The 23527-nt window shown below is 45.5% G+C and carries 24 protein-coding genes and 1 other RNA gene; 11 read left to right on the top strand and 14 right to left on the bottom strand.

The genetic code is table 11. The features are described 5' to 3' along the window. Positions 1-4: 4 nt before the first annotated feature. From pdxJ to rpoE, 10 genes are all read right to left on the bottom strand, one after another. Complete coding sequence (gene pdxJ / locus L1D15_RS16520; RefSeq protein ID WP_239868791.1) at positions 5-736, bottom strand: pyridoxine 5'-phosphate synthase; 732 nt, start codon at positions 734-736, stop codon at positions 5-7. Beyond that, a complete protein-coding gene (gene recO, locus L1D15_RS16515; RefSeq protein ID WP_239838532.1) occupies positions 733-1461 on the bottom strand; it encodes a DNA repair protein RecO in 729 nt (242 codons plus the stop codon). Before recO ends, pdxJ begins: the two co-directional genes overlap by 4 nt. A gap of 93 nt (positions 1462-1554) precedes the next feature. Beyond that, complete coding sequence (gene era, locus L1D15_RS16510) at positions 1555-2529, bottom strand: GTPase Era (RefSeq protein WP_239838533.1); 975 nt, start codon at positions 2527-2529, stop codon at positions 1555-1557. Beyond that, positions 2522-3199, bottom strand: a complete 678-nt coding sequence (gene rnc / locus L1D15_RS16505; RefSeq protein WP_006957792.1) for a ribonuclease III — start codon at positions 3197-3199, stop codon at positions 2522-2524. The genes era and rnc overlap by 8 nt, the downstream gene beginning before the upstream one ends. 76 nt (positions 3200-3275) lie before the next feature. Continuing rightward, positions 3276-4172, bottom strand: coding sequence for a signal peptidase I (gene lepB / locus L1D15_RS16500; RefSeq protein WP_239876456.1), 897 nt, complete (start codon positions 4170-4172; stop codon positions 3276-3278). 88 nt (positions 4173-4260) lie between these two features. Continuing rightward, complete coding sequence (gene lepA / locus L1D15_RS16495) at positions 4261-6054, bottom strand: translation elongation factor 4 (protein WP_043006850.1); 1794 nt, start codon at positions 6052-6054, stop codon at positions 4261-4263. 105 nt (positions 6055-6159) lie between these two features. Continuing rightward, complete coding sequence (locus tag L1D15_RS16490) at positions 6160-6630, bottom strand: SoxR reducing system RseC family protein (protein WP_239876455.1); 471 nt, start codon at positions 6628-6630, stop codon at positions 6160-6162. Next, the gene (gene rseB, locus L1D15_RS16485) at positions 6627-7592 is read right to left on the bottom strand and encodes a sigma-E factor regulatory protein RseB (protein WP_239868808.1); all 966 of its coding nucleotides are present in this window, start codon (positions 7590-7592) and stop codon (positions 6627-6629) included. Before rseB ends, L1D15_RS16490 begins: the two co-directional genes overlap by 4 nt. Further along, a complete protein-coding gene (locus L1D15_RS16480; protein ID WP_239876454.1) occupies positions 7589-8218 on the bottom strand; it encodes an RseA family anti-sigma factor in 630 nt (209 codons plus the stop codon). The genes rseB and L1D15_RS16480 overlap by 4 nt, the downstream gene beginning before the upstream one ends. Positions 8219-8244: 26 nt before the next feature. Continuing rightward, positions 8245-8823, bottom strand: coding sequence for an RNA polymerase sigma factor RpoE (rpoE, locus tag L1D15_RS16475; protein WP_006957798.1), 579 nt, complete (start codon positions 8821-8823; stop codon positions 8245-8247). A 385-nt stretch (positions 8824-9208) separates the two neighbouring features. On the opposite strand from rpoE, the gene nadB reads away from it, so the two are divergent. Further along, positions 9209-10825 (top strand): L-aspartate oxidase, encoded by a 1617-nt coding sequence (gene nadB / locus L1D15_RS16470; protein WP_239876453.1) that lies wholly within the window; start codon positions 9209-9211, stop codon positions 10823-10825. Between the two features lie 381 nt (positions 10826-11206). Here the strand turns inward: nadB and L1D15_RS16465 are convergent, their stop codons facing one another. Further along, positions 11207-11467, bottom strand: coding sequence for a succinate dehydrogenase assembly factor 2 (locus tag L1D15_RS16465; RefSeq protein WP_239838539.1), 261 nt, complete (start codon positions 11465-11467; stop codon positions 11207-11209). 188 nt (positions 11468-11655) lie between these two features. Between L1D15_RS16465 and ygfZ the strand changes: the two genes are divergently transcribed. The 3 genes from ygfZ (at position 11656) to L1D15_RS16450 (ending at position 13920) form a co-directional block, all read left to right on the top strand. Further along, on the top strand, positions 11656-12624 hold the full coding sequence (ygfZ, locus tag L1D15_RS16460) for a tRNA-modifying protein YgfZ (protein ID WP_239876452.1): 969 nt from the start codon (positions 11656-11658) through the stop codon (positions 12622-12624). Next, the gene (locus tag L1D15_RS16455) at positions 12614-13087 is read left to right on the top strand and encodes a YbaK/EbsC family protein (protein WP_239868836.1); all 474 of its coding nucleotides are present in this window, start codon (positions 12614-12616) and stop codon (positions 13085-13087) included. The genes ygfZ and L1D15_RS16455 overlap by 11 nt, the downstream gene beginning before the upstream one ends. A gap of 626 nt (positions 13088-13713) precedes the next feature. Then, positions 13714-13920: a DUF1107 domain-containing protein gene (locus L1D15_RS16450; protein ID WP_239838542.1), complete on the top strand. Its 207-nt coding sequence runs from the start codon at positions 13714-13716 to the stop codon at positions 13918-13920. 55 nt (positions 13921-13975) lie between these two features. On the opposite strand, the gene L1D15_RS16445 is transcribed toward L1D15_RS16450, so the two are convergent. Genes L1D15_RS16445 through L1D15_RS16435 form a run of 3 tightly spaced genes read right to left on the bottom strand, consistent with a single transcriptional unit; the run spans position 13976 to position 16994 of the window. Then, entirely contained in the window at positions 13976-15202 is a 1227-nt protein-coding gene (locus L1D15_RS16445; protein WP_239876451.1) for an FAD-dependent 2-octaprenylphenol hydroxylase, read from the bottom strand. Between the two features lie 25 nt (positions 15203-15227). Continuing rightward, positions 15228-16406 (bottom strand): 2-octaprenyl-6-methoxyphenyl hydroxylase, encoded by a 1179-nt coding sequence (gene ubiH, locus L1D15_RS16440; RefSeq protein WP_239876450.1) that lies wholly within the window; start codon positions 16404-16406, stop codon positions 15228-15230. A gap of 12 nt (positions 16407-16418) precedes the next feature. Then, positions 16419-16994, bottom strand: a complete 576-nt coding sequence (locus L1D15_RS16435) for a YecA family protein (protein WP_239876449.1) — start codon at positions 16992-16994, stop codon at positions 16419-16421. Between the two features lie 235 nt (positions 16995-17229). Here L1D15_RS16435 and zapA point away from each other — a divergent pair, with 235 nt between their 5' ends. The 7 genes from zapA (at position 17230) to glpQ (ending at position 23378) form a co-directional block, all read left to right on the top strand. After that, the gene (zapA, locus tag L1D15_RS16430) at positions 17230-17538 is read left to right on the top strand and encodes a cell division protein ZapA (protein WP_239876448.1); all 309 of its coding nucleotides are present in this window, start codon (positions 17230-17232) and stop codon (positions 17536-17538) included. Between the two features lie 20 nt (positions 17539-17558). Then, a non-coding RNA gene (gene ssrS / locus L1D15_RS16425) (6S RNA) lies at positions 17559-17741 on the top strand. A gap of 31 nt (positions 17742-17772) precedes the next feature. Beyond that, a complete protein-coding gene (locus tag L1D15_RS16420) occupies positions 17773-18360 on the top strand; it encodes a 5-formyltetrahydrofolate cyclo-ligase (RefSeq protein WP_239876447.1) in 588 nt (195 codons plus the stop codon). Between the two features lie 63 nt (positions 18361-18423). Further along, positions 18424-19080 (top strand): ribose-5-phosphate isomerase RpiA, encoded by a 657-nt coding sequence (rpiA, locus tag L1D15_RS16415; RefSeq protein WP_239868884.1) that lies wholly within the window; start codon positions 18424-18426, stop codon positions 19078-19080. A 253-nt stretch (positions 19081-19333) separates the two neighbouring features. Next, on the top strand, positions 19334-20563 hold the full coding sequence (gene serA, locus L1D15_RS16410) for a phosphoglycerate dehydrogenase (protein WP_239838549.1): 1230 nt from the start codon (positions 19334-19336) through the stop codon (positions 20561-20563). A gap of 342 nt (positions 20564-20905) precedes the next feature. Next, a complete protein-coding gene (gene glpT / locus L1D15_RS16405; protein ID WP_239838550.1) occupies positions 20906-22270 on the top strand; it encodes a glycerol-3-phosphate transporter in 1365 nt (454 codons plus the stop codon). A gap of 52 nt (positions 22271-22322) precedes the next feature. Further along, on the top strand, positions 22323-23378 hold the full coding sequence (gene glpQ, locus L1D15_RS16400; protein WP_239876446.1) for a glycerophosphodiester phosphodiesterase: 1056 nt from the start codon (positions 22323-22325) through the stop codon (positions 23376-23378). Positions 23379-23527 lie beyond the last annotated feature (149 nt).

Below are 23527 nucleotides of genomic sequence, written 5' to 3'. Positions count from 1 at the left end.
GTGGTTATTTACGCGCTTCAACCATCAGTGCTTTCATGTCTGCCACCGCCTTATGCAAGCCATCAAATGCTGCACGGCCGATGATAGAGTGACCAATGTTCAGTTCGTAGATCTCTGGAATAGCAGCAATAGGGGCCACGTTGTGATAAGTCAGGCCATGACCAGCATTTACTGTAATACCCAGATCCGCAGCATAGCTCGCACCCGCAGCGATTTTCTTTAGCTCATCCTGCTGATCAGCATCATTTTCTGCATCCGCATAATGGCCAGTATGAAGCTCAATGTATGGCGCACCACACGCTTTAGCTGCATCAATCTGTTCGCGGTCAGCATCAATAAATAGGGACACTTTAATACCTGCGTCCGTCAATGTTTTAGTGGCAGCTTTAATCTTCTCTAAGTGACCAGCCACATCTAAGCCGCCTTCTGTGGTTAATTCTTCACGTTTTTCTGGTACAAGGCACACGTATTCAGGCTGAGTTTGCAGGGCGATCTCAACCATTTCATCCGTCACAGCCATCTCAAGGTTCATACGAGTTTGGATAGTTTCACGCAGAATACGTACATCACGATCAACAATATGGCGGCGATCTTCTCGCAAATGAATGGTGATACCGTCGGCTCCAGCACGCTCTGCCACTTCTGCTGCATGAACCGGATCTGGGTACTTAGTACCACGAGCGTTACGTAATGTCGCAATATGATCGATGTTAACACCCAGGTAAATTGAACTCATTTTCCAATACTCCGTGATTTGGGCGCTAAAATTTGCATAAATAGCTCCCGACTCTTTAATGGTTTGCCGCCAAGATACGGCTTTAATGCTATACGTGTAAAGCGTTTTGCCGCTTTAAGTTGTTCTTTTGTGGTGAACCTTCGCTCACTAATCGCAATCAGTTCATTCCCCAAAAAGGTTAAGTTATCGCGTCGGACAGAGGCGATAAAACCCTTCTGCTCCCGATAGCGATAGGTCATATCTGGATCAATCGCATCTCCAGTGCCCGCACAATGTAAAAAATCAACGCCATACCCCATGGCTGACAGCATAGCTAACTCGAAACGTCGCAATGCCGGTTCTGGATTATCACACTGAGCCAACTCAGTCAGCGCATGAAGGTAATCATGGAATAAAGCTGGCATCGGTACTTCTGCCATCAAGATACGTCCAATCAACTCATTTACGTACATCGCTGAATAAAGGTTGATTCCGCTAAGAGGCAATCCAAGGCTGATAGGTTCTGCTTGACGCAGTGTTTTCATCGAACCTTTCCCAGACCACTTAAGAAGTAAAGGTGTAAATGGTTGCAATGCCCCTTTGAGATTGGAGCGTTTGCTGCGCGCCCCTTTTGACATCAATGTGACGCGTCCAAACTCCTCACTAAAGACATCAAGAATTAAACTCGACTCACTGTAAGGACGACGATGAAGAACAAAGCAGCGCTGTAAGCCTTCTGAAGTCATAGAGAATGCCAAATCAATGTTACATAAAAAATAAGGAGCCTATAGGCTCCTTATACTAACTCATGTTGGAGCGAAGTGAATTCGCTGCCAAACTTATAAATCGTCGATGTAGCCAAGTGAACGCAGTGCACGTTCATCATCAGCCCAGCCGGATTTCACTTTAACCCAAGTTTCTAGGTACACTTTACGACCAAACAGCTCTTCCATGTCCAGACGTGCTTCACGGCCTATTGTCTTAATTTTCTCGCCGCCTTTACCAATCACCATTTTTTTCTGGCCATTACGTTCAACCAAAATCAACGCATTGATATGGAAACCATCGGTTTCAGGGTTGTAGTCAAAGCGCTCAATTTCAACCGTCACCGAATATGGCAACTCTTCGCCTGTGAAGCGCATGAGTTTCTCACGCACAATTTCCGACGCCATAAAACGCTGAGAACGGTCCGTAACATACTCTTCTGGGAAGTGATGTGCCGCTTTGGGTAGGTGCTCACGTACATGCTTACGCAGCACATCGATATTTTTGCCTTGCTTCGCGGAGATAGGCACCACATCAACGAATTCCATCTTTTTCGACATGTCCATCATGTGCTGCATCACTTCGTTACGATCTTGTACGTTGTCGACTTTGTTGACGCACAACACCACTGGGAAGTTCGACTTCTGCAGCTTAGTCAGCACCATTTCGTCGTCTTTGGTCCAATGTGTGCCATCGACCAGAAAGAACACCAAATTCACATCACTCAGAGATGAGTTAGCCGCACGGTTCATTAAGCGGTTTATCGCGCGCTTTTCTTCAATGTGAAGGCCAGGAGTGTCGACGTAAATCGCCTGATAATCGCCTTCAGTGTCAACCCCCATAATACGGTGACGCGTTGTTTGGGGCTTACGAGAAGTGATCGAAATTTTTTGCCCAAGAATTCGATTGAGTAGTGTTGATTTACCTACATTAGGACGACCAACAATCGCAACAAAGCCACAATGTTGGTTTTCCGGTGAGCTCACTTCACCACTCGATGAGAAAAACGCATCGATATCGAACTCGTTGTTATCTGTTGAATCAGTCATTGCTCAGTTGCTCTAATGCTAGTTCTGCAGCCGCTTGTTCTGCCTTGCGTCGGCTGGTGCCTTTACCTATTACAGGTGATCCGACACCTGCAACTTCACACGACACAGTAAACTGCTGGTTGTGTGCTTCACCTTTAATATTAGTCACTGTGTAGACAGGAAGTGGTTTTCTTCGTCCCTGCAGAAACTCTTGAAGACGTGTTTTCGGGTCTTTCTGAGAAACACCCGGTTGAATCGCTTCAAGGCGTTGCTTATACCAGCTAAGGATAATGCCACGTACCACTTCAATATCACTGTCTAAATAAATGGCACCAATAATGGCTTCAACAGCGTCAGCTAAAATTGAATCACGACGGAAACCACCACTCTTCAATTCACCTGGACCTAATTTTAAGTGATCTCCCAGTTCGAATTCTCGACCGAGTTCAGCCAGCGTGTTACCACGAACAAGTGTCGCGCGCATACGGCTCATATCCCCTTCATTGACTTTAGGGAAACGATGATAAAGATCGTCAGCAATGACAAAACTTAAAATTGAATCGCCCAGAAACTCAAGACGCTCATTGTGTTTTCCATGAGCGCTACGGTGAGTCAGCGCTAAATTAATAAGCTCAGCATCATTGAATTGATAGCCGAGCTTTTTCTCTAGTTTGGCAATAGGAGAATTCATGCTCTCTCAATAATTTTATTTCATTTCTCGTTCAAATGGCGCGACTACTTGAGCCAACGCCACCCATCACGAGAAGTTAGTTAATACCACCGATGCGGTTGAATCTCACACCAGTTGGAATCCATGATGGTAAAACACTATCTGCATCACGTTCGAACTCGAAGCTGATCCAGATACCAACCGCTTTACCAACCAAATTTGCCTCTGGAACAAAGCCCCAATAACGGCTGTCAGCACTATTGTCACGATTATCACCCATCACAAAGTACTGACCTTTAGGTACCACCCACTCATTTACACCACTGCGAGGCTGGTAAGCCGAAACACGGTTAGGGAGTAATGGGTTAACCAAAATCTGGTGTTCAACCTCCCCCAGTTTTTCGTTCAGTTGAATCAGAGGTACGCCATCTTGGATAAATGGGCTTTCTTCCACATTTGATAAGGGAACCTGAGTACATTGACTCTCACCTTTAGGCTGAATACATACTTCTTTCTTATTACTGTAGCGAACCGTATCACCCGGTAGGCCAACAACACGCTTGATGTAGTCAATGTTTGGCTGAGGTGGGTATTTGAATACCACGATGTCACCACGTTCTGGCTTACCCGTTTCAACTAGTTGTGTACGCCACACAGGGTCCTTTAGACCGTATGCGTATTTCTCAACCAGAATGAAATCTCCCACCAATAAAGTCGGCATCATTGAGCCTGAAGGAATTTGGAACGGTTCGTAGATAAACGAGCGCAATACCAAAACAGCCGCAATAACAGGGAAAATTGAAACACTGTTTTCAATCCACCATGGCTGCTTTTCCACTTGTTCAGCAGTCGCAGTATCCAGTCCGTTTGTCTGAGCTTCAACTGCAGCTAGTTTAGTCTGACGTTTCTTCGCAAACACCAGCTTTTCCAGCACCCAAACAATACCGGTCACCAGAGTGACAATAACCAAGAACAGTGAAAATGTATTTGCCATTGACTTCCCTTACCTAAAAAATACGAAAGTGAAAGAGCCGAAACCCTTTCACTTAACAAGTTCTTATATTGAGTCGTTACCCAACAAATTAATCTTTACCTACGTGTAAGATAGCTAAGAAGGCTTCTTGAGGCAGTTCTACGTTACCGATCTGCTTCATACGTTTCTTACCTTCTTTCTGCTTCTTCAGTAGCTTCTTCTTACGGCTCACGTCACCGCCATAACATTTTGCGATTACGTTCTTGCGTAGCTGTTTAACCGTTGAACGCGCAATAATATGGTTACCAATCGCAGCCTGAATCGCAATATCAAACATCTGGCGTGGGATAAATTCTTTCATCTTCTCGACAAGTTGACGACCACGAGTCTGAGATTGATCTTTGTGCGTAATCAATGCCAGTGCATCCACCTTATCACCGTTGAGAAGTACATCCACACGAACCATGTTAGACGCTTCAAAACGCTGGAAGTTGTAATCCAGAGACGCATAACCACGAGAGGTTGATTTCAGACGATCAAAGAAATCGAGTACCACTTCCGCCATCGGAATATCGTAAGTCACAGCAACTTGGTTACCGTGATACACCATATCAACCTGAACACCACGCTTCTCAACACACAGAGTAATCACATTACCTAAGTAATCAGAAGGTACAAGGATGTTACAACGCGCAATCGGCTCACGAATTTCTTCGATATCATTCACTGCTGGTAGCTTAGCTGGGCTATCAACGTAAAGAATTTCGCCATCCGTTTGCTCTACTTCGTACACTACCGTTGGCGCTGTAGTAATCAGGTCAAGATCGTATTCACGCTCCAGACGCTCTTGGATGATTTCCATGTGCAGCATGCCGAGGAAACCACAGCGGAAACCAAAGCCTAGAGCGGCTGAGTTTTCTGGTTCATAGAACAGAGACGCATCGTTTAGGCTCAGTTTACCTAGTGCATCACGGAAGTTTTCGTAGTCATCCGAAGAGACAGGGAATAGTCCGGCGTATACCTGAGGCTTCACTTTCTTAAACCCTGGCAGCGGCTCTTCACAACCATGCTTTGCTAGCGTTAGCGTATCACCAACAGGCGCACCTAGGATATCTTTGATACCACAGACAACCCAGCCTACTTCACCCGTTCTCAGCTCTGTCGTGTCTTCCTGCTTAGGTGTGAAGATACCAAGACGATCCACACCCCAAACTTGGCCAGTGCTCATCACCTTGATCTTATCATTCTTCTTCAGAACGCCATTTTTAATACGGACCAGAGAAACAACACCTAGGTAGTTATCAAACCAAGAGTCAATGATCAAAGCTTGCAGTGGCGCTTCAGGATCACCTTCTGGTGCTGGAATCGCAGAGACAATGTTTTCTAGTACGTCTTCAATGCCTAGGCCCGTTTTCGCCGAACAGCGCGTGGCTTCCATCGCATCGATGCCAACAATTTCTTCGATCTCTTCTGCTACTCGCTCAGGATCCGCGGCAGGTAGATCGATCTTATTCAGAATTGGCACCACTTCCAGATCCATTTCGATCGCGGTATAGCAGTTAGCCAACGTTTGAGCTTCAACACCCTGACCAGCATCAACCACCAGCAACGCACCTTCACATGCTGCTAGAGAGCGAGAAACTTCGTAGGCAAAGTCAACGTGCCCTGGAGTATCGATGAAGTTCAATTGGTAGGTTTCACCGTCTTTAGCGGTATAGTTGAGTGTCACACTTTGAGATTTAATAGTGATGCCACGCTCACGTTCAAGGTCCATGGAGTCCAGAACCTGAGCTGCCATTTCACGGTCACTCAATCCACCACAGTCTTGGATCAAACGGTCTGATAGGGTCGACTTACCATGGTCGATGTGGGCGATAATCGAAAAGTTACGAATGTGCTTCATGATTTGGTGTGACTAAACTCTTTAAAATAGGGACATAAGAAAGCCGTCTTGTGACGGCGTTTCAATCAAGTTGGCAGATTCTACCCAATTTCCGTGCACTTCGCACTAGCTAATTGGTTCTCCCAAAACCCGAAGTAATATAACGTCTCGCAGTGACTGGCGCTCAAAATTGGCGGCTAGAGTTTTTGCGCCATAAATGCCTGCCACAGTAAAGATAGCAGATGTCAGGATAGCAATACCCTCGCCAAGACCAAACGCTGGCGCTAATAGCCACTGTCCAACAACAGCGCCTAGGATCATGGCAAACAACGGGACTAAATAAACCACCGCGGCAGATTGCAGGAGGCTTTTTTCCGGCAAGCCAATTTCCACCACTTGACCTTCTTTAACTCTTTTACTGGTCACTAGATGCCAATGCAGAGACTTGTTTCCCACCGCTTTAGATACAATACCAGTACCACAACTTTTTTGTGACGAGCAGCTACTGCAACTTGTCTGTTGCTCGCAGCTCAGCTCAATATCATAGCCAGATGGGCCAGCTCTCACTGAAGAAACGGTTGCCAACGCCGTCATCATTGTGCTGTACCCGCTTGTTTATCAATGGTGACAGACTGAGCAATACGTTTTGCTGTAGCGGGAGGAATATCTCCAATGACAGAAATCTCTTTGTTGCCCTTAACAAAGCTATGAAGCGTGCGTCTACCTTGACGAACTAGCTGCCCTTTAAGTGAGTAATTGTCACTTTCAGACACATAAATAGAAAAGCTGAACAAACCATCACTGTACATCTGTGTCTCCACCATACGATCAGTATTTGCCATTCGATAACGGTTCAGCTCTTTGGACTCAAAACCTTTGGGAATCCAACCAACCGTCCAAAAACTTTTCTCAAGTTCACCTTTAGGTAAAGACAGGACATCCGGTAATTTAACGGTATTCAACCCACTCAGGATATCGGAAATCTGATCATTCACGCTGTAAGAAATCGTACGAAACTGCTCAAGCACTTCGCCATCACGGTCCACCAGATCAGCCCTCAGAGGCAACTTAGTTTGTTCATCAACCCACAGAATGTAGGAGTAGCGTAGTCCATCTTTTGGCGCCACTCTCAATACCTGACAGGCCGTTCCTGCCTCACGCGCTCGACCAACTTGAACAAAGTCATAGAACTCACTCAATTCATCCACATTGGCATCCAAAAGAGGGATAGTTGGGGCGACCATATTACCCGATTCAATCGTAAATGGCTCAACGCCAGGCTCTATGTAGCTGACCTCATCACCACGACGAATGACTTCTCGTACTGGGCCGCTGAGGTAAATAAGATGGGCAAGTTGCTGTTCTTCATCACGAGCGTGACGATACAGCAAAGGTTCGATGCTGTTTTTCTTAATCAGGATATAAGACAGTTCATAATTGAGATGCTGACTGGCTTCGTTCATTTGATGCAACAAAGCCTCTGCAGGTTTGTCTTCTGCAAAGGCTAGTGGCGAGCTCAAACTGAACAGTGTCAGCGCACTGATCAGAAATTTTCTCATTCAACTACCGTTTCTGGGTTGTCATTGTGCTCTGCGGTACTGTCGCTATTTAAACGCAACTGTAACTCATAGTCCTGAAGCATAGCGTTAATACGACGACGTTGCTCCTGAACATTTGCTTCGCTCGTTGCTGATGGTTGTTCAACCGATGAGCGCGTTAAGCTCACTGGCTCTGCGCTACCAGTAAATGGGATAGTTTGTAGCACTGGGAGTTGCTCAGTATCCTGTTGGCCCGATTCACTGCCACCATACTGCTGGACACCGAGAATCACCGCCAATGACACACATGCTGCAACAGCTACTTGACCAAATTGACTGAGCCAAGCAGGTAATTGGCGACGAGCTTGAGAAGGCGTAGGCTGAGCTTCAGTGCGTTGCTCATTGATGTCTGTGACTTTACCTGAGGTAAACGTCGAATGCGCAGGCTCATCTTCTAAAGCAAGTGCAACACTATCGGCAATATTCCACTCCGGTTTTTCCGGTGCTTCACCTCGCATCACATCACCAATCAAATGGTAATTTTTCCAGGTTTTCAGGCTACCTTGGTCATGCTCTAATTCACTAATTAAAGCTTTATCAACCAACTCTCCATCCATGAGTGCTGAAAGTTTTTCTTTGTCAGCCATTCTTTTCACCATTAATGTTACTGGTACTAGCGTTGCAAAAGGGGTTGAATCTTTTTCTCAACCGCTTCACGGGCTCGGAAGATACGTGAACGTACCGTTCCAACAGGACAATCCATCACCGCAGCGATTTCTTCGTAACTCAAGCCATCAAGCTCGCGCAACGTCATTGCAGTTTTTAAGTCATCGGGTAGTGCTTCAATCGCACTGAAAACTACTTGCTTCAATTCCTTGGACAACGTTAAGTTCTCAGGGTTCGATATTTCTTTTAATGCACTACCAGTTTCGTAATATTCAGCTTCTTCAGTATCCACATCTTGCGCAGGCGGTCTTCGGCCCTGAGCAACAATATGGTTTTTCGCAGTATTAACAGCAATTCTATATAACCAAGTATAGAAGGCACTTTCGCCACGAAAGCTTGGTATGGCGCGATATGCTTTAATAAATGCTTCTTGTGCTACGTCAGGCACATCTCCCGGATTGTTGACGTAGCGGGAAATAAGGTTACACACTTTATTTTGGTATTTAGTGACCAATAGATTAAATGCTTGCTTATCTCCATTCTGAACTCGCTCAATTAACACCTGATCGGTCAGCTGCTCGTTCATTCGAGCGGGTACTCCTATTGTTATTAACCCCTATCTTGTCAGATATGAGCATTAATTATGCAAAATGTAGTATTGACACCACTGCTTACTTGAGCACTATTGTGACTCAGCAATAAATATAAAGTTCAAACTTTCTTCGAATTTTATTTGAGAAGTGATGACCCTATAACTTCTGCCCCAGATTGTGGGGACGAAAGAACTTAAAAGCAATGTTATTTACCAAGAATTGCATTCATTCCAATGCTACTATAGTGAGCTAACTCTGATATTTTCAGGGTTCATGTTGCAATTTAAAAATTGATTTAAAGAGCGAAGCCGCTCTATTACTGACGCTAAAAAGTTGGATTGGCGCCAGTACAACTTAACTCGGGAATTTAAAAGTTTTATGAACGCAAACCGTGAACATCAATGTGATGTGTTAGTGGTAGGTAGTGGCGCAGCCGGTCTGTCTTTAGCGTTACGTGTAGCAGAACATGGCAAAGTCATTGTATTGAGCAAAGGGCCGAGAAGTGAAGGGGCAACTTATTATGCTCAGGGCGGTATTGCTGCTGTGTTTGATGAGTCAGACAGCATTGAATCTCATGTTCAGGACACACTTGTCGCGGGTGCTGGTCTGTGTGAGCAAGAAACCGTCGAATTTATCGCAGAGAACGCGAAAGAGTGTGTTCAATGGTTAATTGATGGTGGTGTACCTTTTGACCGCGAAGACGGTGATAGTGATGACCAACCTCGTTATCACCTTACACGCGAAGGTGGACATAGCCATCGCCGTATTCTGCATGCTGCAGATGCGACAGGCATGGCCATGCAGACTTCATTGCAAGATAACGCTCACAATCACCCAAATATTACGGTATTGGAACGGCATAATGCCCTAGACCTAATCTGCGAAGATAAGGTGGGTGGCGATAAAAATAAAATTGTTGGTGCTTACATCTGGAACCGAAACCAAGAGCACGTTGAGACGGTACGGGCCAAGTTTGTGGTACTAGCTACGGGTGGCGCATCTAAAGTATACCAATACACTTCAAACCCTGATGTGTCCTCAGGAGATGGTATTGCGATTGCTTGGCGAGCGGGCTGTCGAGTCGCCAACATGGAGTTCAATCAGTTCCATCCAACTTGTTTGTATCACCCAGAAGCAAGAAACTTCCTTTTGACTGAAGCATTGCGTGGGGAAGGTGCATTCCTACGTCGCCCGGATGGTTCACGCTTTATGCCAGACTTTGATGAAAGAGAAGAGCTGGCACCACGCGATGTCGTCGCGCGTGCAATTGACTTTGAAATGAAACGATTGGGTGCAGACTGCATGTATTTAGACATCAGCCATAAACCTGCCGACTTTATCGAAAAGCATTTCCCAACCATATATACCCGCTTGATGGATCTTGGTATCGACATGACCAAAGAACCGATTCCGGTTGTACCGGCAGCTCACTACACATGCGGTGGCGTCATGGTCAATAAGCAAGGTGAAACGGATTTATCTCAGTTGTATGCCATTGGCGAAGTCAGCTATACCGGATTGCATGGCGCCAACCGAATGGCATCGAACTCATTACTAGAGTGTGTTGTTTATGCATGGTCGGCGGCTAACGATATCATCCAACGTTTAGACGACGCAGAGCTTCCCCCTTCATTACCTGCTTGGGATGAAAGTCAGGTGAGCTGCTCAGATGAAGAGGTGGTAATTCAGCACAACTGGCATGAACTGCGCCTCTTTATGTGGGATTACATGGGTATCGTTCGTACCGATAAACGTCTTGAGCGGGCTTTACGCCGCATCCAGCTACTGCAGCAGGAAACCCATGAGTATTACAGTAACTTCAAGGTTTCTAACAACTTACTTGAGCTACGTAATTTACTTCAAGTCGCGGAACTCATGGTTCGCTGCGCTATGGAGCGTAAGGAAAGCCGAGGTTTACATTACACTCTCGACTACCCAGAACTGGCACCAAATAGTGGCCCCACTATTTTGGAACCGAAGAAAATCCAGTCATAAATCAAAGGGGGAACTTAATGTTCCCTTTTTAACATCACTAGTAATTGTCGGTAGTGCTCTTCTGCAACACTATCTCGCCAGAGAATACGTTTTTGCCCGCTTTCGAACCATATCAGCACACCAAACATAGCCAAGCTCAGCACACTTTTTTTAATATCTAACGGTTTTCCGTCAATCTCACATGAGCAGGCAGAAGAGAAGGTTAAATGGCCTTGTACAGGTTCAGTAATCCATGTTGCTTCACTGTGGTATTGAATCAGTCTAATAAGGATAAAGACTGTAGCAAGCAGAGGTAGATCAGAAGAAATAACAAGGCAACAGGCCAACATCAGGAAAGTAGCATTAGCCTGTTGAAATAGAAATGACTTGGTGGCGAAGAGATTAACGCACTTTACTGAGGTTGTGGGCAACAATCTTATCGACCATGGATGCATGACCTAAGTTTTCACTACGACCATGACCCATGATCCAAGTAAACAGATCGGGGTCGTCGCACTCAAGTAACGACACAAAATCTCTTTGCTCATTGTCTTGGAGCTCGTCAAAGCACTCTTCAAAAAACGGCATAATCACGACGTCCAATTCGAGCATTCCGCGGCGGCACGCCCATTTGATTCGCGCTTTTTCTTCCGTGGTGTACATTCTTATTCCTCACCTATTCGGTTGTTTGCGCCGAGTGTAACAATCAAAATTGCCCACAACTACTAACTCAGTCACACTCCCGAGCAAGCTAACAGATTTACACCATTTATCCCTATCACTTCAAAGGTTGTTTCCATCACTCTTTCAGCGCTAACATAGCGCTATTCGATAGCATTCAGGTAATCATCATGGAATGGCAACAAGATTTTGCACCTCTTTCTCTCTCTAGTTCAGATTTTCTTCCCGAACTTGTTCTCACCCACTTAACGTCATGGGGAATGATCACCGCACAAGGCGATGATAAAAAATCTTACCTGCAAGGTCAGGTCACCTGTGATGTGGTTCAGCTTGCCAAAGACGAGACAACATTTGGTGCTCACTGTGATGCGAAAGGCAAGGTTTGGAGTGTATTTCGTCTGTTCCACCACCAAGGCGGTTACGCCATGCTACAGCCCAAGTCGGCAATCGAAACAGAGCTGGCGGAATTAAAGAAATACGCCATTTTCTCAAATGTCGAGTTTGCTGAAAGCCACGACGTATTGCTTGGCCTAATTGGTACTAACGCCAATCAAGTCATTGAGGAACTGTCACAGCAAAGTGGAGATGTGCGTGCTATCGAAGGTGGCACGGCTCTCAAAATCGACGAACAACGATGGTTGTTAGCCGTTGATAGCGCAACGGCAACCCAGCTATGCCAGTCCATCAAGGCGACCAAGGCTTGCGAAGATATCTGGACTTGCCTAGATATTAATGCGGCGATCCCTGCTGTCAGAAAAGAGCACCAAGGCGAACATATTCCACAAGCGTTGAATGTTCAGGCTCTCGGAGGCATCAGCTTTAGCAAAGGTTGTTATACCGGCCAGGAAACCGTCGCTAGAGCAAAATACCGTGGCATGAACAAGCGCGCCTTACAGCTCCTAAGAGGTCACTGCGAATCAGAGCTCAAAGCAGGAGCAGAAATAGAGCGTTCCGTCGGTGATAATTGGCGTAGTGCAGGACAACTCATGAGTCATTATCACTTTAATGATGGTATCGCTATTGGCCTTGCGGTTTTACCAAATAACCTCGACGCCGACACACAATTCCGCTTAAAAGATGTCCCTAACACCATCTTGACTATGCAACCCCTTCCTTATTCTCTTGAAGATGATGAATAAGTTCGAAACCAAGCTCACCCGCTACTTGACCGAGCAGCGGGTTTCTTTCCAGCTCCTCCCGCATCAATCCCCAGCGATTACGATTGATGATGCCGCTCGGCAACGAGGAGTTAGACCTGCACAGATGGTTAAATCGATCCTATTGCGTGATATGGGTAACTTGTATGCGTTAGCTTGTGCACCAGGAGACAAATCAGTTGATCCTAAAAAAGTGCGCTCATTGCTTGACTGCCGACGAATGACCTGTGTGGATTTATCAATGGTGGAAGAGCTTACAGGTTATCAAATTGGCACCGTCACACCCTTACTGCTTCCGATTAACATGCCGATCATTTTTGATAACCAAATCTTAAACGAATCCAAAGTCACCATAAGCAGTGGCTCAAATATGGCAGGTTTAGCCCTCCACAGGGACGACTTGATCCGGCTCTGCAACCCGATCTTTGCCGACATCTGCAGGTGATATAACCATCATTTACCTCTCTTATCACTCATTCTATTTGCATAAAATCGTGATAAGCCACTCAATAAAGCACCCCAACAAAATAAATCATTATTCAATAATAAAGAATATATAGTCACAATCAATATTTTAGATTAAGCTTATTTTCGTTGGGTAAAGTACGAGCGAATTATGATGTATAGCTTGGTATGTTTAGCTGCTGAGCGATTAAATAGTAATAAGCATACAAATCCTTCTCCAACGAAAAAGTGAATCCACTGATTGTTTCAGGACATCCACTTTTTGTGTAATGCATCTGTGACTATTCGCCCGCATTTTAGCGGGCTTTTTTTATACAAAAAATTTACCGTAAGTTGGCATATTATAAAAAAGTTAAACTATTCTTATAAATGTCATAAATCTCCGGTTTACTATTGCGCTGAGTGATAAGCCGAGATGAGTTCCAGAAACAGAACATAACTGAGGTAATTGTCACAATAAAATGGATATTTATCCGCAGTTTTGCCTACAACAACACAAATATCCAAAAAAACACATTTAACTGCATATTCCTCCACCATAATCACATAAAAAATAGGCGGAAAATCGTATACTTTGCAGTGCTTGCTAAACATAAGGATTACTCTATGAGACTGTTTAAGCGCTATACACCAAGTATGATTGCTAAACACGTAAGTCGGCTCTTTAAGGGAAGGATTTATATCTACGGTATTGGTAAGTTTGAATTTGATAACGGTAAACTCGTCTTACCGGAAAAGGCTGAGCGACGACATTTCCAGACAGTCAAAGAAGTGAACCAAGAAATAATGAGACTACGCTGCGCGTACGCGTAAATAGGAATTAAAAAGGGTTGGCTTTAGCCAACCCTTTGTGATTTACCACAAACAACTAAGGTAATGTCGCCTCATGATATTGCGCTAGCGCAGGGAGCTCACCTTTCAATCCAAGAGCACGTTTCATGATTTCATCTTTCGCTCCTGGCAATTGCCCAACCAACGCCATACCAATACCTCTCGCCAGCTTCTTCGCAGGGTTATCCCCAGAAAACAGATCTTTAAATCCTTGCATCGCTGCGATCATTTTCGCGGCTTCAGATTTTCTCCAGCGCTCGTAACTACGGAGATTACGTTTAGCACCAATGTCATCACCTTTACGCCATAACGTCATCACCTCTTGGGCAAGACTCGCAGCATCCAACAAACCAAGGTTGACACCCTGCCCCGCTAGCGGGTGAATGGTATGAGCCGCATCCCCCACGAGGGCAACTCGCTCTACGGCAAAGTCTCGCGCATAACGCATTTTGAGTGGGAAAGCAAAGCGTTGTCCGACGACTTCACATAACCCTAGTCGAGCATCAAATTCAGCCGTCAGGGCTTTATTGAATTCAGCATCAGACATGGCCACTAAACTGTCGGCTCGATTCGGTTCGGTAGACCAGACAATCGAACTCATATTGCTTTCACCCATAGGTAAAAAAGCCAGCGGTCCTTGTGGTGTAAAGATCTGACGCGCAACTCTGTCGTGCGTTTCTGCTGTCCAAACATTCGCTACAACGGCACTATGCCCATAGTCCCAGTGCGTTAAAGGAATATCTTGCTGCTTGCGCACCCAAGAATTAGCCCCATCCGCGCCAACAACCAACTTAGCAGTCAGGGACTGACCGTTATCCAACGTTAACCAAGCTTCACTTTCACCAATAGCCATCGAACTGCATTTTGTCGGCATAAATAAGCTAACGTTTGACTGCTGCTTGACCTGCTCAAGCAATGATAGCTGAATCACACGGTTTTCAACAATATGCCCCAAGTCTGGCTGGGCTAACTTCTGAGCATCAAACTCAATCCGGGCAAAGCTATCTTGCTCCCATACTTCCATGGCTGAATACGGTGCGGCGCGACGCTGTACGATGCCATTCCATGCGCCTAGGTTACGTAATATATTTTCACTTGAACGGCTCAAAGCTGAGACGCGAACATCTGGTAGTTCAGCCAGTTCACTATCCGGAACACGGCTTTCGATTACTGCAATACGCAGGTCAGTCTCTTTAAACGCCGCCGCCAAAGCTAGACCGACCATGCCTCCACCGACAATTGCAATATCAACGCTTTGCATCATCTGAATTCAATCCTTATTCAATCTGCTAGCGAGAAACTAAACCTAAAGTTCTCGCTAATAAAGGGGCTTTTAAAGCTGGAATATTGTCCATCGCTGCTAAACTGATATTTCGGCCAATACGCAACGAAAGGTAGTCATTGGAAAAAATATGCACCAAAGACGAAGTCAAAGTGATGGTCGCGCGGCGGTCACTTTCACGACGATGCTTAAACTGGCGTAAAACCGAGTATGCACCTGGATCATGCTCATGATTGGCAATCGCTTCGGCTAATGTCGCAACATCCCGGATCCCTAAATTGAAGCCTTGTCCAGCGATTGGGTGCAGCGTCTGGGCAGCATTCCCCACAAGGGCAAATCGGTGAGAGGTGTTCTGCGATCTGTAACGCAACAGCAATGGATAGTCAGCTCGTTGTCCGACTTTTTCCAGCTTACCCAGTCTCCAGCCGAAAGCCTGCTGCAACTCTTCAAGAAATGCGTCTTCACTCAGAGACATGATTCGCTGTGCATCATCTGAGCTTAAACACCAAACTAACGACATTCGCTGTTCGCTCATTGGTAACAAGGCGGCTGGACCAGATGCAGTGAACCTCTCAAACGCACGACCTTGGTGAGCTTGAGCTGTTTTGATATTGGCAATCACTGCTACTTGCTCAAAATCATGCTCGTTGAGCTCTAATCCGATTTGCTGGCAACAGGTTGATACCGCACCATCAGCGGCGACTAATAGCTTTCCACTGATCACCTGCCCATTATCAAGAGAAACATGCACTTCTTCCTGCAAACGTTCAACACGGTTCACCGATACGGGGCAAAGCAAAGTAATATTAGGATCTTGAGCCGCTTTATCATGATACAAGCGACCAATATCCGCTAACTCGACCACATAGCCTAGAGCTTCTACACCCACTGCTTTATGGTCGATGTCTGTCATGCCTGCATGCGAGCGATCAGATACATGAATATGTTCAATGGCGGTCGCTAATTTTGAAATGTCTTCCCACAGCTCGAATTGTTTTAAAACATTTACGGTGCCATATGATAGAGCGATAGAACGGGAGTCAAAGCCTGGGTGAGCTTGGTGATCAGCTTTATAAGGCTCAATAACTGCAATAGAAATCGGCTGTTGAGAAAGTGTATTAATCGCTAATGCCAGCGTCATACCCGCCATTGCACCACCAGCAATTACAACATCAAACTGCTTCATGAGAAGTCCTGATTAGTGGATAGTTGGTGCTTTTTGTTCTGCTGGCTTTTGGCCAAATTCAGAGTGAATAGTCAGCGCACAAGCTTTAACGTGCTCAATCACTTGCTCCAATAACAGCGCCTGCTCTTCCATGTCATCATCTTCATCAATGCCAAGCTTGGCAATCTCTTCCAGATCGGCCAGCGCTTCTTTGGCATCCTTAGACGCTTTCTTCAGCTCAGCACCAACTAACCCCAGACCCGAAATGAAGTGATTGACCCATTCTGCGACACCATCTGCTGTGTCAAACAAGCTAGCACTAGCTTCTTCGTCTGGAATCAACATCGAAATATCCATTCCTGAACCTGTAAACTCTACGATCGTCGCTTCTAATGTAGCTTCAGCCAACTGCAAAGATTTTGTCGGCCAGCCCATACCATCATTGGTGTAATCAAAGATAAGAGGTTGCCAGCTTTTGTCGGTTAAACTCAAACCACCACTTAACATTCCAGCCAATAAGCCGTGCAGTTCCGAAGGGTTGACGGCCAATCCAGCTGACTGAAGTTCACTTGCCAAAGTTAGGTATTCTGGCAGATTGCTTTCGCTCATAAAGAGACCCAAAATTTGCTAAATAATGCCAATCCTACCATTTACCAAGAGCAGCGAAAACGAGCGATTACGCAATTGTGGGTAGCTTTTACACAATTTGCCCAATTACTGTGTTATTGCGTTATGATTTATTCACCTTAGCGGGGAAAAGCTTGAATCTTAACAAGCCTTTTCCTATAGTTTCCCCCTCGGTGATTGTCTGCACATCACCCCTACTAACGCATTTAGAGTCGGTATGAGTAATCAAGCAGTTGAAGTCGAAATTTTAGGTAAGCTAACTCTGGTAAATTGCCCGTCAGGACAAGAAGAGTCTTTGCGTAATGCAGCTCAAAACCTTGATGAACGCTTAAAAGACATGGCTGCAAAAACCAAAATTACCAATGAAGTTCAACTATTGACCTTTGTTGCTCTGAACGTCTGTCATGAGCTCGAAAGCCGTGATACAGTAGATGAAAAGCAGCAGAATGCACTCAATGAGCAATTGGAAAAGCTCAGCGCATCACTGACGAAAGCACTAAGTAAAGTAAAGCCAGGACAGCAATAGCCTTTACCGCCAAACAAGAATTTACCCTGGAGTGTTCGTGAGGGGATTACGTCCCTGAGCCGATAAGCAATACCCAAGGGTTAGTACTTGATAGCTATTGAGCAAGCTCGGCTTGAACCGAGAAGCCTACGGTTATCATTGCTGATCCGCCTTGAACCAGCTGGTTCAAGGGTCAAAATCTCCAACGGCACTCTGGGGTATCCTCCTCGGTACCCAGTAACTATGGGTACTCCTATGACTCTTTCCCGACAAGACCTCAGAAAACTCATCCGCACCAGACGCAATCAACTCAATGAGGCGACACAGCTAAAAGCGGGAGCGGATTTGATCGCTCAATTTGCTCGACTACCAGAATTATCTTCAGCTCAGCATATTGCTCTGTATCTTTCTACTGACGGTGAGATCCATACCGCTCCATTAATCGCCTGGCTCAGACAGCAAGGCAAAGACATTTACCTTCCGGTTATTCACCCTTTTTCAGCAGGCCAATTGTTGTTCCTTCGATATGATAGCGATACACCAATGGTACGTAATCGCTATAACATTCAAGAACCTAAGCTAGATCAAACGCGTATTATCCCCGTTCAACAATTGGATCTCATTACTACCCCTTTAGTCGCCTTTGATCATCACGGCCACCGACTTGGAATGGGGGGCGGCTATTATGATCGGACGCTAGAGCCTTGGTTTCACCACAAGTCAGGCGCTAAACCTATCGGCCTTGCGCATGATTGCCAACAAGTCGACAAGCTACCTGTTGAATCCTGGGATGTACCTTTGCCAAAAATAGTGACACCAAAGCAGATCTGGGATTGGGAATAGTCTCTGATTGATCATATAATCGCGCCGCAAACGTTAATTTCAAACCTCGTTCAGGAGATGGGCATGACTCAAGATGAAATGAAGAAAGAAGCTGGTTGGGCAGCACTTAAGTATGTTGAAAAAGACAGCATTGTCGGTGTTGGTACAGGTTCTACGGTAAATCACTTCATCGATGCACTCGGTACAATCAAAGACGATATCAAAGGTGCGGTTTCTAGCTCAGAGGCATCGACTGAAAAACTCAAAGGTTTAGGTATTGAAGTCTTCGATTGTAATGAAGTGTCGAACTTGGATGTCTACGTTGATGGTGCTGACGAAATCAACGCAACGCGCGACATGATCAAAGGTGGTGGTGCGGCGCTAACACGCGAGAAAATTGTTGCCGCTATTTCCGATAAGTTTGTCTGTATCGTAGATGGCACCAAAGCCGTTGACGTTCTTGGTGAGTTCCCGTTACCCGTAGAGGTCATCCCAATGGCGCGTTCTTACGTCGCTCGTGAAATGGTAAAACTTGGTGGCGATCCTGTATACCGTGAAGGTGTGATAACAGATAACGGCAACGTGATCCTTGATGTGCATGGTATGCAGATCACCAACCCGAAAGAAATGGAAGATAAAATCAATGCTATCGCAGGTGTTGTGACGGTTGGCTTATTTGCTCACCGTGGTGCGGATGTCGTGATCACTGGCACGCCTCAAGGGGCTAAAATCGAAGATTAATTGAAGCTAGTTTCAGTTATTTCATTACAAACGGCACCATTAGGTGCCGTTTTTGTCTTTTATCCTATAAAAATTATTCCTTATTCCGTAATTTTCTTACCCAAAGTGTATTTTTTTTGTTAACTTAGTGAACAGAAGACGCACAAGGAAAACGTTTGCGTCAGGCTTTTTGCTAATAAAACGTTTGCTTTAATAACATTACACCGCTTGTGCGCCAGTTAAGCCCCAAATTTCCATTTTAAGGACGAAAACAATGGCCAAAGTTTCACTGGAAAAAGACAAAATTAAGATCCTCCTACTTGAAGGTCTTCACCCATCTTCGGTAGAAGTGCTTCAGGCTGCTGGTTACACCAATATTGAATACCACAAAGGCTCGTTACCGGAAGACGAATTGCTAGAAGCTGTGAAGGATGTTCACTTCATCGGTATCCGTTCCCGCACTAACCTATCGCAGGAAGTGATTAACGCAGCAGAGAAGCTCGTAGCGATTGGTTGTTTCTGTATTGGTACCAACCAAGTCGATCTTAATGCAGCCGCTGTTCGCGGTATTCCAGTGTTTAACGCCCCATTTTCTAACACACGCAGTGTAGCGGAATTGGTTCTTGGTCAAGTCCTGCTTCTACTGCGCGGGATTCCAGAAAAGAACGCCCTAGCACACCGTGGTATCTGGAAAAAAAGCGCCGACAACTCGTACGAAGCACGAGGCAAACGTTTAGGTATTATCGGCTATGGCCACATCGGCACGCAGTTGGGTATTATCGCGGAAAACCTAGGGATGCGTGTTTACTTCTACGATATTGAGAACAAACTATCACTTGGTAACGCCACTCAAGTGCATACCATGAGTGAACTACTGAACAAGTGTGATGTCATTTCTCTGCACGTTCCAGAAACCGCGGGTACCAAAAACATGATGGGTGCGGAAGAATTTGCTCGTATGAAACCGGGCTCAATTTTCATCAACGCCGCACGGGGCACTGTGGTCGATATTGAAGCACTTTGTCATGCGATGGAATCAGGCCACCTTGCCGGGGCCGCGATTGACGTATTCCCAACCGAGCCTAAAACCAACGCAGACCCATTTGAGTCACCATTGCAAAAGTTTGACAATGTTATCCTGACACCACACGTCGGCGGCTCAACACAAGAAGCGCAAGAGAATATTGGTGTTGAAGTGGCAGGCAAACTAGCGAAATACTCTGACAATGGTTCGACACTTTCGAGTGTTAACTTCCCTGAGGTTTCTCTGCCTGAGCATCGTGATTGCTCACGTCTACTGCATATCCACAAAAACCGCCCTGGCATCCTGACGCAAATCAACACCATTTTTGCAGAAGAAGGCATCAACATCGCCGGTCAGTATCTACAAACCAATGCTGATATTGGTTATGTAGTGATCGACGTTGAAACCAGTCGCTCAGAAGAAGCGCTGAAGAAACTCAAAGGGATCGAAGGGACACTACGCGCACGTATCCTTCATTAAACTTTCGCCTTCCAGAAAAAAGCCACCGTCCTGTGCGGTGGCTTTTTGTTTCTGCTTCATAAATCCAGCCTTTCTTATTCCCTCTCTAATTAATGTTCTCTTATGAACAAAAGCTGTTCGATAGAAAAGTTTTCGTTCGTAACCAAAAGTGCGTAATCCGGAATCGACATCGAAGTTTTCCCTTCTAACTTTCTGTATTTAAGTAAAATTTAATACTTATGCAACATTTATCACAGAAATTAATACCATTATTCATACAATGCCCAACACTTTCGAACGAAATAAATTTTGCTCGTTCACTTTCCTTTACCTTACCATCGCACAATAAAAAATGAGGTCCTCATGTTTGGAATCTTCAAACCTAAGGCGCACATCGATCGCTTATCTTCAGATAGCATCGACGGCACCTATTCCCGATTACGTTGGCAACTCTTTATCGGTATTTTCGTCGGCTATGCTGGCTATTACCTAGTCCGTAAAAACTTCAGTTTGGCAATGCCTTACCTAATTGAGCAAGGATTCAGCCGTGGTGACCTTGGGGTTGCACTTGCTGCGGTATCAATTGCGTACGGTTTATCCAAGTTTTTAATGGGCAGTGTCTCTGACCGCTCTAACCCTCGTTACTTCCTCAGTGGCGGCTTACTGATGTCGGCATTGATCATGTTCTGCTTCGGCTTTATGCCATGGGCAACAGGCAGTATCACTGCAATGTTCATCCTGCTTTTCCTCAACGGTTGGTTCCAAGGTATGGGATGGCCTGCCTGTGGTAGAACCATGGTGCATTGGTGGTCACGCAAGGAACGTGGTGAAATCGTTTCAGTATGGAATGTGGCCCATAACGTGGGTGGTGGCTTGATTGGCCCACTATTCATTCTCGGTCTATGGGCATTTAATGACGACTGGCGCACCGCTTTTTACGTTCCTGCTTTTTTTGCCACGTTGGTTGCTATCTTCATCTGGATGACAGTTCGAGACACTCCTCAATCTTGCGGCTTGCCTCCGATTGAAGAATACAAAAACGACTATCCAGATGATTACGATAAATCGCATGAACAGGAAATGACGGCGAAAGAAATCTTCTTCAAATACGTTTTTTCTAACAAACTGCTTTGGTCAATCGCCATTGCAAACGCATTTGTCTATTTAATTCGTTACGGCGTGCTTGACTGGGCTCCCGTTTACCTCAAAGAAGCGAAAGATTTCACGGTTGATAAATCTTCATGGGCTTACTTCCTTTATGAGTGGGCGGGTATTCCAGGAACGTTACTGTGTGGTTGGATTTCCGATAAGTTGTTCAAAGGGCGCCGTGCTCCAGCTGGCATCTTATTCATGGCGCTCGTCACTATTGCTGTATTGATTTACTGGTTCAACCCTGCTGGCAATCCTGCTGTCGACATGATGGCACTCGTCGCAATCGGCTTCCTGATTTACGGCCCAGTAATGCTGATTGGCCTATACGCTCTCGAGTTAGCACCGAAAAAAGCCGCAGGTACCGCAGCAGGTCTAACAGGCTTGTTTGGCTATCTTGGTGGTGCGGTTGCCGCTAATGCGATTCTAGGTTACACCGTGGATCACTTTGGTTGGGATGGTGGTTTTGCCATTCTTATCGCTTCTTGTATCGCATCCATCGTCTGCCTAGTGTATGCATTTGTTGGCGAACGTGATCACCATAAACAAAAAGACAGTGAAAAAGCGGCACTCGCTTAATATCTATAACAGAGGTAGCCATGCTACCTCTATATCAATCAAGGAAAGAACAATGAAAACAACGTCAGTTTGCGCTACGTTTCTGGCTCTTAGCCTATCAACCAGTGCCATAGCTCATCCTCTGGTCATCGCTCACCGGGGTGCTTCAGGTTACCTACCCGAGCACACTTTAGAGGCTAAGGCATTAGCTTATGCAATGAAACCGGATTACATTGAGCAAGATGTCGTTATGACCAAAGACGATCAACTGGTTGTTTTACACGATCATTACCTTGATCGGGTCACCGATGTCGCAGAGCGCTACCCTGATCGTGCTCGCGCTGATGGCCGCTATTATGCGATTGACTTTACGCTCGCCGAAATCAAAACATTGAAGGTGACAGAAGGGTTCAATATTGACGACAGTGGCAATAAAGTCGCGGGTTATCCAACCCGTTTTCCGATGTGGAAGTCCGACTTCAGCGTCCCTACACTGGCTGAAGAAATTGAGCTGATTCAAGGGCTCAACAAGACCATTGGTTACGATATTGGTATCTACCCTGAAATCAAAGCCCCTTGGTTCCACCGTCATGAAGGCAAAGACATCTCTTCCGCAGTGCTTAAGTTATTAAAACAGTACGGCTATGACAGTCAGGATGACAAAGTGTACTTGCAATGCTTTGACGCCAATGAGCTCAAACGCATTAACGATGAACTCATGCCGAGTATGGACATGGATCTCAAATTAGTGCAGCTGATGGCTTACACTGACTGGAACGAAACCATGGTCTACCAAGGTGATACGGCAACCCCGTACAGCTATGATTGGATGTTCGAATCAGGCGCAATGAAGGAAGTTGCCAAGTACGCCGAAGGTATTGGCCCTTGGAAACCAATGCTGGTCGATGATAAATCAACCAAAGATAACATTATTATCAAGCCGTTGATGAAAGAGGCAAAAGCAGCAGGCCTAGATGTTCACCCATACACTTTCCGAGCAGACCCAGGCCGTATTCCAAGTTACACGGATAGCTTCGAGGGCATGATGGATATCTTCTACAATCAAGTCAAGGTAGATGGTCTGTTTACCGATTTCCCAGATAAAGCGGTCAACTTCCTTAACAAATAATTGTCTAGTCCTAAAATAGGTTGACGCTTTTTTTATGAAGCCAGTAGGTAATCCCTGCTGGCTTTTTCATGCACTTCACTTGGAGTTTTCATCCCCAAGCTCATGTGCGGCCTCAAGTCGTTATATATCGATATCGACTCTTTTACTAA

It is taken from the genome of Vibrio sp. Isolate25 (assembly GCF_022398025.1).
Lineage (GTDB): Bacteria > Pseudomonadota > Gammaproteobacteria > Enterobacterales > Vibrionaceae > Vibrio > Vibrio coralliilyticus_A.
This window is presented reverse-complemented; position numbering and strand designations above follow the sequence as displayed.